The following is a 14,039-nucleotide window of genomic DNA, read 5'->3' as shown; positions in this document are numbered from 1 at the left end:
ATAATCTCCCGGTCTTTTCATATATTTAGTTAGGTCAATATAACCGTCAACTTTTAAATAATATTACAGAAAGTATATTTCGTCAACTACAGTCTCCACTCTGTTTTCATCACCTCAAGCAGACTCGGCTTTCTTTTTCTTCTGGTTATCTCAAAAAGACAAAGCTTCGTTATATCTATTGCCACGGTATTGAGCCTGTCCTCTTTTAAATAATCTTTCATAGTGTGGTACAAAAGGTCCACTTCAGACTTATCTGAAGTATTTATAAGGTCAATGACTATAATACCTGAAATATTCCTTAGACGCATCTGCCTTGCACTCTCTTTTATAGCCTCAAGATTTGTCTTCAACTTGACAGCCGCCGCATCCTTTTTTTGCACATTCTTTCCGGTGTTTACATCAATAACTGTCAGTGCCTCGGTGGGCTCTATAAAAAGATACCCACCGTCCTTTAACCAGACTCTTTTATCAAGTGCGCTCTCAAACAATGTATCTATAGAGTAGAGCTTATTCATTGAAATCATCGGATCTTCATAAAGTCTGACTCTGTCTGCAAGCTCGTTATGATTTTCTTTTAAAAAACTCAGTATTTTCTCATAAACTTCCTCAATGTCGGTGACTATATCAAATGTAGTATATTTCAATCTGTCTTTTATTATCTCAATATAGTCGCACTCCCCTGCATAAAGCATACTCGGTGATTTGATATAATTTTTTCGCGCCTTTATATCATCAAGCACTTCTGTACTTACATCTGAAATATTGGCTGTAGCACCTGCAAGCTTATTCTTTATAGGAAGCTTTGAAATCTTTATTACAATATCGTCGCCCTCATGTAATGCTGTATGCTCTTTTTCATCGGCAAATATAATATATTTTACATCCGGCATATCAAAATACACCGTCTGACGCTCTTTATTGTATTCAATCTCCACAAATGCTGCATTTATATTCTTTGATATCTTTTTTACTCTTCCTATATGTATGCTGCCCAGTAAGGAATTATTTTCAATATATTCTATCTCATTGGCAATATTGCCGTCATAGGATATTGCAAAAAGTTTATTCTTATATCTTATGATAAGAAGCTTAGATAATTTCACAGCCGTACTCATCTAAGGCCTTCCCTTCATCTGTATACATATCAAGCCTGTACAGATAGTATTCATTCCTCTTCGCATTTTCAAGACCTTCCTCCGCCAAAAAATCCATCACAAATGCAGGCTTTATATTGTTGGTACTTCCCTGAGATAAATGCATGAATACTCCGTTTTCTAAAGCTTCAAGCTTATATATATACGGCTTTATATCCGTTACGCTTGTAGTCTCAACCTCAACAAACTTACCGTACTCATTTTTCTTTTTCTTCTTTGAGATTTTTGTAAGTAAAATTGATTCTCTTGAAAGTAACTTGTCTATGGCTTTCTTTATCTCATCCTGTGATACACTCTCTTTAAACTCCGCCTTAAAATCGGCAGTGTCCATAAGTGCCATAGCAGGCTTTGAGTCATCAGGTATTTGTAGGAACTTTTTAACCTTCATACCTGTACACATCACGGCATTCAATCTTTCCAGTGCCTCTTTTGAAGAGATATAACTTCCGTCTTTCAGTTCGATATCCATATATTCGCCAAGCCCCGACACTCCCATACTTAGAGGAGCTCCGAATGACATTATTTGATGAGGTGAAAAACCCTCACTATACTTTATAGGAATATCCGCTCTTCTCATAGCCTTTTGAAAATATCTCATCAGATCAAGATGTCCGATAAAACGCATCTGATCCGTCTTTTCAAACTTAATTCGCACTTTCAAGACAAACACCTCCGTTATACTTTCTTGCACCGCATCCCAAACACTGCTGTCTGCAGTTCGGTGAAATCTTATCCTCATGTGCCGTTTTCCACTCTCTGATAAGGAAGTTTTTTGTAACTCCCGAGTCTATAAAATCCCAAGGGAATACTTCATCAATACTTCTTTCTCTGAGTGTATAAAAGTCAGGGTCGATTCCTGTTTCTTCATACGCCTTGTCCCAGTATTCCATACTGAACTGATCGGACCACGAGTCATACATTGCGCCGTTTTTATATGCACTTACTATAACATCGGCAATCTTTCTGTCACCTCTTGCCATAAGTCCCTCAAGCAACGTAACCTCAGCATCGTGGTACTGATATTTCATACTTTTTTGATTGAGCTGTTCTCTCATTGTATCCTTGACCAAGTGCGCTCTTCTTAGGTATTCATCTCTTGTCTCCATCTTTGCCCACTGGAAAGGTGTAAAAGGCTTAGGTACAAAAAATGATGAACTTGCAGTAATTGAAACCTTACCTATTCTTTGATCTTTCGGTATTGAATAGTAATTCTCTGCTATTTTCTCACAAAGCTCAGGTATTCCCTTTATATCTTCATCCGTTTCTGTAGGAAGTCCAAGCATAAAATAAAGCTTTACCTTATTCCAACCTCCCTTAAACGCTTCCATAGACCCGTTTAATATATCTTCTTCAGTAATACCCTTATTTATAACATCTCGCAGCCTCTGTGTGCCTGCTTCAGGTGCAAATGTAAGTGAACTCTTCTTTACATCCTGTACCTTACTCATCACATCAAGTGAAAATGCATCTATTCTGAGTGAAGGCAATGAAATATTTATACCTCTCTCCTTGGTATATTCAAGCAAAAAGTCTAAAAGTTTTCCTAGGTTGCTGTAATCACTTGAGCTCAGTGAGCTGAGTGATATTTCTTCCGCCCCCGTGATATCAAGCATTGTCTTTGCATAGTTTATAAGGTAGTCAAGTGAATGTTCTCTCTGAGGTCTGTATACATTTCCCGCCTGACAGAATCTGCACCCTCTGATACAACCCCTCATTATCTCAAGTACCACTCTGTCTTGAGTGACCTTGATAAAAGGTACTACAGGTTTTGACAGGTATGAAACGGTATCCATATTTTGAACAACAACTCTGTGCACAACACTTTGGACATTCTCATACTTCGGTGTAAATTTATCTATTGTGCCGTCAGGCTTATATGTCACATCATAAAACTCGGGGATATACATTCCCTCCATCTGTGCCGCCTTCAATAAAAACTCATGCTTTGACAACTTGTTTTTCTTACATTCCTTGTAAAGGTCAAGCAGTTTATCATATACCACTTCTCCCTCCCCTATATAGAATATATCAAAGAAAGGTGCCAAAGGCTCAGGATTATAAGCACACGGACCTCCACCTATCACTATCGGATACTCTTCACCCCTATCCTTTGCATACATCGGTATATGTGAAAGTTCAAGTACTTGCAATATATTGGTATAGCACATCTCATACTGCAATGTGATTCCGAGAAAATCAGCATCCTTTACATTTTCCTGACTCTCCAGTGAAAAAAGCGGTATATTCTTCTCCCTTAGTATTTTATCAAGGTCCACCCAAGGTGAAAAAAGTCTCTCACAGAATGTATCTTCTCTCCTGTTTAACATATCGTATATAATCTGCATTCCGATATGGCTCATTCCGATCTCGTATACATCGGGAAAGCACATCACAAATCTTATATCCACATCATCTAAATTTTTATCTCTTGAATTCAACTCGCCGCCTATATATCTTGCCGGCTTGTCAACGCTAAGCAGTATATCATCGCTTAGTGCCAATTTTCTCATATATTCCTCTTTCTTTAAACCGCATTGTTAAGTTCATAATAGAAGCCCTTCATATCCATAAGCTCCTTATGGTTACCCTGTTCTATTATATGTCCGTCTTTAAGCACCAGTATCATATCCGCATTTCTTATTGTAGAAAGTCTGTGTGCCACTACAAAGCTTGTTCTTCCAACCATCATCTTATCAAATGCCTTGCTGATTCTGGCTTCAGTCATAGTATCAATACTTGATGTGGCTTCATCAAGTATCAACATCGGAGGTATTGCAAGCATTATTCTGGCAATACATAAAAGCTGTCTTTGACCTGCCGAAAGGTTCTCTCCACCCTCACTGACTACAGTATCATAGCCGTCAGGCAATCTCTTTATAAAGCTGTCGGCATATGCTTCCTTGGCGGCCTTTTCCACCTCTTCAAAGCTTGCATCAGGCTTTCCGAAAGCTATATTTTCTCTGATTGTGGCATTCTTTAACCATGTCTCCTGTAAAACCATACCGAAGTTCTCTCTGATGGATTTTCTTGTCACATCATATATATTCTTGCCCTCTATCTTTATACTGCCGCTATCCACATCATAAAAGCGCATCAAAAGATTTATAATAGTTGACTTTCCGCTTCCCGTCGGTCCTACTATGGCAATTCTTTGTCCCGCCTTTACATCCAAGTTAAGATCCTCAATAAGCTTCTTTGACTTGTCATATGAGAAGTAAACATGTGAAATCTCCACATTGCCGTCCACATCCTTCAAGAAATTATTGGAATCCTTGTCAGGCAATATCTCTTTTTCATCTATCAGCGCAAATACTCTTGCTGCACAGGCAAATGAATTTTGAAGCTCAGTCACCACACCTGATATCTCATTAAAAGGCTTTGTATACTGTGTAGCATAACTGAGTACTGAAGCCAGCTGTCCTACACTCATCTTTCCCGTTATGGAAAGCAGCGCTCCTGCAATAGCCACACCTGCATATACAAGCGCATTTACAAATCTGGTAGCAGGAAAAGCTATGGCTGAAATAAAAATGGCATTTTGACTTGCCACTCTAAGCGCCTCATCTGATTCCTTGAAATTATCTTCTACCCTGCTCTCCATAGTGAAGTTCTTTACAGTACTTAATCCTGCAATCATTTCATCCACTATTCCCGTCATCCTCGCCCTTCTTTCGGACTGTGACTTGAAATGCTTATAAGTATTCTTTGCAATAAAGCCTGCCACAAGTACTGCAAGCGGTGTGACAAGCAGTACAACCAAAGTTACATACACATTTATTGTAAACAGTATTATAATAGTAAGTACTATAGTCAACGCACCGGTAAAAAATTGTGCAAATCCCATCAGTAGTCCTTCTGAAAACTGATCCACATCATTGATTATCTTATTTATGATCTCTCCATGGCTGTTTGAATCAACATATGATATAGGCAGCTTCATAAGCTTTTTAAAAGCCTGATTTCTTATATCTCTGACCATATGATAGGCAACACCATTGTTTATAGCGGTCATACACCACTGTGAAACTGCCGTAACAGCCATCATTATAATCATCAATATTACTATTTTTGAAAGTTTTATGAAATCAACATTTCCCTTTGAAACTATGGTATCCACGGCTCTACCTGTAAGTATCGGCAAATAAAGTGTAGTAAGTACAATAACAACCGCCAATAAAAGACTGACTACCATTCTCAGTTTGTACGGGCTTAAAAGATTCAAAATTCTTTTTAATGTATTTTTATTATTCTTCATTTGAATCCTCCTTAAGACATAACCTGTGAACTATATATTTCTTTATATATAGGACTGCTCTCCAAAAGCTCATCATGAGTTCCTATTCCTACTATTTTTCCGTCATCAAGTACCACTATTCTGTCGGCATTCTTTATAGAAACTATTCTCTGACTTACAATAATCGTGGTAATATCTTTTATCTGCCTTATCGCTTTTCTAAGTCTTGAGTCTGTAGCGTAATCAAGTGCCGATGACGAGTCGTCAAGTATCAATATACCTGCCTTTTTAACTAAGCTTCTTGCAATAGAAAGTCTTTGTTTTTGACCTCCTGAGAAATTATTGCCGTACATTGCGACCTCGGAATCAAGTCTTTTTTCTTTTGAATTTATAACATCGGTTGCCTGAGCGATATCGGCAGCTTCAAAAAGTTCACTATCGCTTGCATTTTCATCTCCCCAAAGCAGGTTATCTCTGATATCTCCTCTAAAAAGCCTGGATTTTTGTTCCACCAAAGCAACATTTTTTCTTACAGAATCCAAGCTGTACTCTTTTATATCTTTACCGGCAAGTTTTATACTGCCTCTGCTTATATCATAAAATCTGGGTATAAGATTTATAAGTGAACTTTTACCTGAACCGGTACCGCCTATAATTCCTACAGTCTCACCCTTTTTTATAGAAAGCGAAATGTCTGAAAGTGCTTCTTCCTTGGCCTTCGGATATGCAAATCCTACATTTTCAAATGTAATTATATCTCCGTCATATCCTGTCAAATCAAGTTCACTGTTTCCGCCTGTTATAGAAGACTTAATATCAAAAATCTCATTTATTCTCTTTGCACAGGCACTTGCTTTTGACAAAAGAATAATCAGATTTGCAAACTTTACAAGTTCAACCAAGATTTGTGACATATAGTTGATTAAAGCCACCACCTGACCTGTGGTAAGGTTTCCGATATTTACCTGCACCGCACCTGCCTTAAGTATTGCCACAATACCTAAGTTTACCACTACATATGTGAGCGGGTTTAAAAGTGCAGATATATTACCTACCGAAACCTGATCGTTATACAGATCCTTTGTTGCCTTATCGTACTCGTCTACCTCTCTGTTTTCCTTTGAAAAAGCACGAATAACTCTGATACCTGTAAGGTTCTCTCCTGTTTTTCCAAGTACTCTGTCAAGCTTTCTTTGCACATTTCTGTAAAGCCCTATGCTTTTTGACATTATAAGCGCAACTATTATTGCAAGTATTATTATTACGGTAAGTGCAATCATTGACATCTTCGGGTCTATATGAAAAGACATTATAAATGCGCCTGCCACTATAAAAGGCGACCTGAGCACAAGTCTGAAAAATCTGTTCACACCGTTTTGTACCTGGTCGCTATCATTTGTAACTCTGGTTACCAATGTATCTCTTCCAAGCACATCTATCTCTGCATGCGAAAAGCTCAAAATATGAGCAAACAAATCATCTCTCAGCTTTGTTCCGAATCCTGTCGCAGCCTTTGCGCTGAAATACTGCGCTACAATCGCAGAGGTAAGTCCTATTACCGCCAAGGTTACAAGCAATATACCCATCTTTATAATGTAGTTCGAATCCTTATTTGCAATACCTACATCAATTATTCTTGCTATAACTATCGGCACCAAAAGTTCAAACGCCGCTTCCAAAAGCTTAAACAAAGGCGCAAGAGCGGACTCCAATTTATATTCCTTCAAATAACGAGCTAATCTAAGCATATTCCTCCTATCAAACTGCATACAATTTCTTTATGATAATGCTTTTTTACATTATTGTAAAGAAAAAAGGCATATATTTACAATGAAAAACTTCATATATAAATATATGCCCTTAATTATTTCATCAAAGAAGATACAAAATACCACACGAGTACTATAAGTCCGAGTACTATTCTGTAGTATCCGAAGAACTTGAAATCGTTTTTCTTTATCCAACTTAGCAAAAAGCTTATGGAGAAAATAGATACAAGGAACGCGACAATCATTCCTAAAAGCAGATAGACAATCTCCGCCATACTGTAGTGGAACCCGAACTTTACAAGCTTTAAAAGGCTTGCACCGAACATTATAGGAATACTCAAAAAGAATGAAAACTCGGCCGCCACAGACCTTGACGCACCTAAAATCATACCGCCTATAATAGTCGCTCCCGATCTTGAAGTTCCGGGTATAAGTGCAAGAACCTGAAACGCTCCGATAAAAAGTGCCGTCTGATAGTCTATAGAATATACCTTGGTAATACTGTCCACCCTCTTTTTATTTGAGTTCTCTATAAGAATAAACAGCACACCGTATACAATAAGTGCCATCGCCACTATAAATCCGTTGTAAAGATGCGCATCCAACCAGTCGTCTATCAATACGCCGAGCATTGCGGCAGGTAAACAGGCAACTATTATCTTCTTCCAAAGTTCAATGGTAAGATACCTCATCTTTAAACTCTTACCCCTGCTGAAAGGATTCAACTTTCTAAAATACAGTACTACCACCGCCAAAATGGCACCCAGCTGTATAACAACCATAAACATTGATTTGAACTCTTCACTTGCATTCAGCTTTATCAGCTCGTCCACCAAAATCATATGTCCTGTGGAGCTTATAGGCAGCCACTCCGTAATACCCTCTACAATACCAATAATTATAACCTTCAGTATCTCCAGTATATTCATACTATCCCTTTCTATGATTATATATTCTCTATCTGCCAGTCAATCGGCGAGATATTATTATCCGTCAAAAATTTATTTGCCTTTGAAAAGTGCTTACATCCGAAAAATCCTCTGTATGCCGAGAGCGGACTCGGATGTACCGTAGTCAAAATCAAGTGCTTGGGATTATTAAGCATCTTTTTCTTTGCTATTGCGGCACTGCCCCACAGCATGAAGACTATCGGCCTGTCGGTTTCATTTATTGTCTTTATTATAGCATCTGTAAACTGCTCCCATCCCTTACCCTGATGTGAAAATGCCGCATGAGCTCTGACTGTAAGTATTGTATTCAACATAAGAACCCCTTGCTTTGCCCATTTTATAAGATTTCCGTTGTTGGGTATATATGTACCCACATCATCATGAAGTTCTTTATAGATATTCACAAGTGAAGGAGGAATCTTTCTTTGTGAGGTGGGAACCGAAAATGACAGACCATGAGCCTGATTTTCATTATGGTAAGGGTCCTGTCCCAATATAACCACCTTGATTTCTGACAGAGGTGTAAGATGCAACGCCTCAAACAGCTTATCTGCAGGCGGATATATGATATGTGTAGCATACTCCTGTTTTACAAAATTGTATAAATCTCTATAGTACGGCTTTTTAAACTCAGGCTCAAGCACAGCCTTCCACTCTCCGCTCAACTCACTCATATGAATCCTCAGTTCATGTAAAATCATATAAAATATGTGCACTGTCACATAAAAAACAGACCACATACTAAAGTACATGGTCTATTTTAGCATAGCCGATAAAGGTATACAAGGTAGTAAATAAATCGAAAGAAAGTCTATTCGAGATTTCTTAAAACCTCTTTTTTATACTCCAAAAAACTTTCACTAAGTTTGAAATCATTATTTCTGTTATTTACCTCTATTTTAAGTTCAGCTTTTATAGTTGACGGTGTATTACCTAATATATAAATCCTGTCCGATAAAAGTATAGCCTCATCCACATCATGAGTAATAAATATGGTGGAAGTATTGTATCTTCTCCTCATATTCATATACCACTCATGCATCTCATCCTTTGTAATGGCGTCAAGTGCTGAAAAAGGCTCGTCAAGTAAGGACAAATCTTTTGAAAAAAGATAAGTTCTAAGCAGTGCAATCCTCTGTCTCATACCTCCTGAGAGTTCCCTCGGATAATTACTTGCATATGCATCAAGCCTAAACTCTTTTAACATCTCTTGTGCTTTTTTTATGGCTGTACTCTTTTTTTCTTTTTTTATCAGAAGAGGTAATGCCACATTCTCCTCAATTTTTAAATACGGAAGCAAAAGATCTTTTTGAAACGAGTAACTTATAATACCCGATTTTCCGGTTATATCCGCTCCCTCATATACTATTTTTCCTGTATCGGGTTTTAAAAGACCTGCAATTATATTAAAAAGAGTACTTTTACCGCTTCCGCTTACTCCAAGCAATGATACAAGCTCATTTTTATGCAATTTTAAATTTACACCCGTAATTATCTTTCTTTTGTCATATGCAAAGCCTATATCCTTAGCCTCTAAAATAGGCTCACTATTTTGTGATAAATTCATTATCAAGTCCTGCTCCCTCATCTATCTGACTTTCCAACAGATTATTCTCATTCAGCCATCTATAGAAGTTTTTCCATCTGTCACTGTCGATATATCCCCAAGGAACATCCTTATCAATATAGCAGGCGGATAAGTACTCCTGTGATGCGTTTGCAAGCTTTTTATCAATCTCCGGTGCATATTTAAGTAAGATTTCAGCCGCATCCTTAGGATTGCCTGCCGCAAACTCATATCCCTTTTTAGTCGCATCCAAAAACTTCTTGACGGTATCTTTGTCATTCTTTATCATATTGTCATTTGTAATTATTACCGGAGTGTAATAGTCAAATGTCGGATTGATATCTTTAAATGCAAAATAGTCAAATTCAAAATTCTTTACATTGGCTGCAATACCTGCCCAACCGTAGTATACCCACACAGCATCTATCTGCTTTGTACTAAGTGCCGATACCTCATCCGTGACTGTAGAAGGCACAAGCTCAACCTTTGAAAAGTCGCCTCCGTCTTTTTCCACCACATTTTTTATAATTGCTTTTTCTATCGGAAGATCCCATGTAGCATACTTTTTACCCTCAAGTCCTTTAGGTGTGGTGATGCCGTCTCCCTTTCTTGACATTATTCCCGAGGTGTTGTGCTGTGCTATTGCGGCAACGGCCTTTATAGGAAGCGGTTCGGCCTTTGACAGTGCACCTGCCAAAGTGTCCTGAAACGATATACCGAAATCGGCTTTACCGCTTGCAACCAAAACCTCCGCACCGTCTTCAGGCGGCTGTACTATCTCAAGCTCAATACCTGCATCCTTATAATATCCCTTATCCATTGCCACATACAGGCCTGTATGATTGGTATTAGGTGTCCAGTCAAGCACCAATTTTAATTTTTTCTCTCCCGAATCCGACTGCTTTTGAGCAGTGCAAGCCATACTTGCCACAGCTATTGCAAACAAACTTAAACCCACACATAAATTCTTAACTGTCTTTTTCATTTTTCCTCCCACGGCATGGATAATTTTTGTAACAAATCCACCGCCTTTAATAATAATAAACTGAGTATTGAAATAATAATAATTACTGCAAACATCTTGTCAAAGGCATATGCCTTTCTGACTCTGGTCATATACACTCCGAGTCCTCTAAACCCGCCAAGCCACTCAGATATCACTCCTCCTACCACAGAGTATGAAGCTGAAATCTTCAGTGCCGCAAAAAACTTCCCCATAGAAGACGGCAACTTGATAAACTTATATATATCAAACTCACTTGCACCCATCGACTTAAGCAGATTTATCTCATCCTTATCTGCACTCTTAAAGCTTTCCAAAAGCCCTATCGTTATAGGAAAGAATGTAACAAGTATTATAAGTATAACCTTCGGCAACAAATCGTATCCGAACCAAAGTACCAAAAGCGGTGCTATGGCTATTGTCGGTATAGTCTGAGAAATGATAACAAAAGGATAAAAGGTCTTATATACCTTTATAAATCTGTCCATCAAAAGTGCAAATATAAGCCCAAGCAAGACGCCCGCTATAAGTCCGATCAGGCTTTCCGCCAATGTGACGGCCAGATGGTACATCAGCAGCGGAAAATCTTCCACCAATGCCTTTATTATCTGAATGGGTGACGGCATCAAAAACGCCGGTATCACCTTCAATGTACAAAGTATCTGCCAAACCGCCAAAAATACAATGCCGAAAGCAATCGGATATATACTGTCTTTTTTATTTTTCATCTAAATGGTGTTTTGTTACCTTTCTGTCTATTGTAAGTAAATCTCCGTCCGGTTTGAAGCTTACCTTGATATATGCCATTACCGCAGGTGCCCCTGCCCTTATCGCTATATGCTGACATTCTTTTACTATGTCCATAAGCTCGTCATAATCGCCCTCAATAGTCGTCTCAAACGGACCAACATAATACTTATATCCTGTACTCTTTATATAAGCTATTACCTCGTCCACTATCCTGACTATCTCATCATTGTCATAAACCTCCGGTAGTGTCTGTATCGCTACGCTTGCATTCATATGTATCCCTCCAAAAAAACAGACTGCTATACGGCAGTCTGTTTTACTTCCCTACGCTAGCATTACCTAGATCAGGTTATGGGTTAAGGTAAAACCTCTCTCAGCCGTATAAGCACCCCTTTGATATATTACTTAGATTATAATACTAATATAATTTTTTTCAACAAAAACTTTTTTTGAAAAAATCAAAAATAATTTTTTTGAAAAAATCAAAAATAATTGTTGACATATTAAAGCTTTACTGATATAGTATCAAAGTACCTTGCAGAGGGGAATAGTTCAATGGTAGAGCAACGGTCTCCAAAACCGTAAATGGGGGTTCGAGCCGGGAGTTTGACAGCTACCGATTCCCTTTATAAACCTCAAACCCTTATAAAGACTGGATTTCAGTCTTATTTTTTTGTCAATTTATTATCTATTTTATGTAGCTATTTGTAGCTATTTATGGTATAATATGAACATGGAGGTGGAATACTATGAAGCTTACTGTAAGTAAATCAAAAAACTCTGCTACATTCTATGTTCAGAAATCTATACGTAAATCCAATGGTTCTGTTACTACAGTTACTATTGAAAAACTTGGAAATCTTGATATGGTTAAAACTAGAGCTAATGGAAAAGACCCTTATATTTGGGCTCAGGAATATGTAGACGAACTTAATCGTAAGGAATATGAGGAACAAAAAGAGATTTTAATAAAATGTTCTCCTTCAAAACTCCTAAAACCTGATGAAAAACATTTGTTTAACTGTGGATATCTATTTCTTCAGAGTATTTACTATTCACTGAATCTGGATAAAATCTGTTCTAAAATTTCAAAGAAATATAGCTTTGAATATGACTTGAACGATATTTTATCTCGACTAATTTTTACTCGTATACTTTATCCATCTTCTAAGTTGGCCTCAAACCGTTCTTCAAAAATGTTTATTGAGCAGCCTACCTTTAATTTACATGATATATATCGTTCGCTTTCTGTTTTAGCTAAAGAAAGCGACTTCATTCAATCTGAACTTTATAAAAATAGCCAAATAATACTTCCACGAAGGAACGACATTCTTTACTATGATTGCACAAACTATTACTTTGAAATCGAGCAGGAAGATGAACTTAGAAAATATGGAAAATCAAAACAACATCAACCACTACCTATCGTAGGAATGGGAATGTTTATGGATCATGACGGTATTCCTCTTGCTTTTGATATTTTCCCGGGAAATAAGAATGAGCAACCGACACTAAAGCCTCTGGAACAAAAGGTAATCGATGATTATGGTATTGATAGTATTATTATCTGTACAGATGCAGGTCTTTCTTCAAATGCCAATAGAAAGTTTAACGACAAAACTTTATTTGGCGAAAGAATAAGAAGTTTTATAACAACACAATCTATAAAACAACTACCGAAATACTTAAAGGAGTTTGCCCTAGACCCTGAAGGCTGGTCACTACAAGGTGAAACAGGATTATTTAATCTAAATAACCTTGATGAACAGACAGACTATAATAAAGTCTTTTATAAAGAACGATGGATTAAAGAAGACTTATCCGATAAAAAGGTCAAAGAAGGTGATAAAGCGTTAGAGCAACATCTTATCGTATCATTCTCCTTAAAGTACAAAAAATATCATCAGAAAATCAGGCAAAGCCAGATTGACCGTGCCAATAAGCTTATTGAGAAAGGGGAATATAAAAGAAATCAAAAAAATCAAAATGATCCACGCCGTTTTATTGCTACCGAAACAATGACATCTTCAGGAGAAGTATGTGACAGAGAAATCCCTTATATAGATTCGAACCTCATAGCTGAAGAAGAAAAATATGACGGTCTCTACGCCGTTTGTACTAATCTGGAGACAACAAGTGCCGAAGAAATAGTTCGTATAAACAAGAAGAGATGGGAAATCGAAGAATGCTTCAGAATCATGAAAACCGAGTTCAGTGCACGCCCTATTTATCTTCAAAGAGAGGACCGTATAAAGGCACATTTCATAACTTGTTTTGCCTCATTAGTAGTCTTTAGGATACTTGAGAAAAAACTTGGAGAACAATATACATGCGATGAAATCATTAACGTACTACGCTCTATGATGATGTATCGTCCGGGAGAAAAGCTAGGATATCTGCCCGCTTACACAAGAACGGCCATAACAGATGCACTTCATGAAGCATTCGGATTTCGTACCGATTATGAAATTTTAACCGATTTGAGTATGAAAAAAGTCTTTCGAGACAGCAAAAAAAGTAGGTAGTTCTAGCTACACTTTTACGAATTAAAAAAGGTCTGAAACCCTTGATATATACGGGCTTCAGGCCTTTTAGCTGTCAAAGACAGGATT

The 14,039-nt window shown here is 37.6% G+C and carries 12 protein-coding genes and 1 riboswitch; of the genes, 1 reads left to right on the top strand and 11 read right to left on the bottom strand.

All coding sequences use genetic code 11. The annotated features are described in order from the left end of the window. Positions 1–86: 86 nt before the first annotated feature. From EHW90_RS05375 to EHW90_RS05325, 11 genes are all read right to left on the bottom strand, one after another. A complete protein-coding gene (locus EHW90_RS05375) occupies positions 87–1,115 on the bottom strand; it encodes a ribonuclease E/G (protein ID WP_124951822.1) in 1,029 nt (342 codons plus the stop codon). Next, positions 1,090–1,809: a TIGR03936 family radical SAM-associated protein gene (locus EHW90_RS05370; protein ID WP_243113972.1), complete on the bottom strand. Its 720-nt coding sequence runs from the start codon at positions 1,807–1,809 to the stop codon at positions 1,090–1,092. The genes EHW90_RS05375 and EHW90_RS05370 overlap by 26 nt, the downstream gene beginning before the upstream one ends. Continuing rightward, positions 1,799–3,664, bottom strand: coding sequence for a TIGR03960 family B12-binding radical SAM protein (locus EHW90_RS05365; protein WP_124951820.1), 1,866 nt, complete (start codon positions 3,662–3,664; stop codon positions 1,799–1,801). The genes EHW90_RS05370 and EHW90_RS05365 overlap by 11 nt, the downstream gene beginning before the upstream one ends. Positions 3,665–3,678: 14 nt before the next feature. Further along, positions 3,679–5,409: an ABC transporter ATP-binding protein gene (locus EHW90_RS05360; RefSeq protein ID WP_124951818.1), complete on the bottom strand. Its 1,731-nt coding sequence runs from the start codon at positions 5,407–5,409 to the stop codon at positions 3,679–3,681. An 11-nt stretch (positions 5,410–5,420) separates the two neighbouring features. Further along, positions 5,421–7,136, bottom strand: a complete 1,716-nt coding sequence (locus tag EHW90_RS05355) for an ABC transporter ATP-binding protein (protein ID WP_124951816.1) — start codon at positions 7,134–7,136, stop codon at positions 5,421–5,423. Positions 7,137–7,252: 116 nt separating this feature from the next. Further along, positions 7,253–8,086 (bottom strand): undecaprenyl-diphosphate phosphatase, encoded by an 834-nt coding sequence (locus EHW90_RS05350; protein ID WP_124951814.1) that lies wholly within the window; start codon positions 8,084–8,086, stop codon positions 7,253–7,255. 17 nt (positions 8,087–8,103) lie between these two features. Continuing rightward, complete coding sequence (ung, locus tag EHW90_RS05345) at positions 8,104–8,781, bottom strand: uracil-DNA glycosylase (protein WP_124951812.1); 678 nt, start codon at positions 8,779–8,781, stop codon at positions 8,104–8,106. A gap of 137 nt (positions 8,782–8,918) precedes the next feature. Then, positions 8,919–9,674, bottom strand: coding sequence for an ABC transporter ATP-binding protein (locus EHW90_RS05340; protein ID WP_124951810.1), 756 nt, complete (start codon positions 9,672–9,674; stop codon positions 8,919–8,921). Continuing rightward, the gene (locus EHW90_RS05335) at positions 9,655–10,659 is read right to left on the bottom strand and encodes an ABC transporter substrate-binding protein (protein ID WP_124951808.1); all 1,005 of its coding nucleotides are present in this window, start codon (positions 10,657–10,659) and stop codon (positions 9,655–9,657) included. Before EHW90_RS05335 ends, EHW90_RS05340 begins: the two co-directional genes overlap by 20 nt. Continuing rightward, positions 10,656–11,405, bottom strand: coding sequence for an ABC transporter permease (locus EHW90_RS05330; RefSeq protein ID WP_124951806.1), 750 nt, complete (start codon positions 11,403–11,405; stop codon positions 10,656–10,658). The genes EHW90_RS05335 and EHW90_RS05330 overlap by 4 nt, the downstream gene beginning before the upstream one ends. Continuing rightward, positions 11,395–11,700, bottom strand: coding sequence for a thiamine-binding protein (locus EHW90_RS05325; protein WP_060931226.1), 306 nt, complete (start codon positions 11,698–11,700; stop codon positions 11,395–11,397). Before EHW90_RS05325 ends, EHW90_RS05330 begins: the two co-directional genes overlap by 11 nt. Positions 11,701–11,730: 30 nt before the next feature. After that, a riboswitch (TPP riboswitch) is annotated at positions 11,731–11,830 on the bottom strand. A gap of 346 nt (positions 11,831–12,176) precedes the next feature. Between EHW90_RS05325 and EHW90_RS05320 the strand changes: the two genes are divergently transcribed. Beyond that, on the top strand, positions 12,177–13,952 hold the full coding sequence (locus tag EHW90_RS05320; RefSeq protein WP_124951406.1) for an IS1634 family transposase: 1,776 nt from the start codon (positions 12,177–12,179) through the stop codon (positions 13,950–13,952). Positions 13,953–14,039: the final 87 nt, after the last annotated feature.

Source organism: Lachnoanaerobaculum orale (assembly GCF_003862485.1).
Lineage (GTDB): Bacteria > Bacillota > Clostridia > Lachnospirales > Lachnospiraceae > Lachnoanaerobaculum > Lachnoanaerobaculum orale.
The sequence above is the reverse complement of the archived record's forward strand: the minus strand, read 5'-3'. Positions and strand labels throughout refer to the sequence as shown.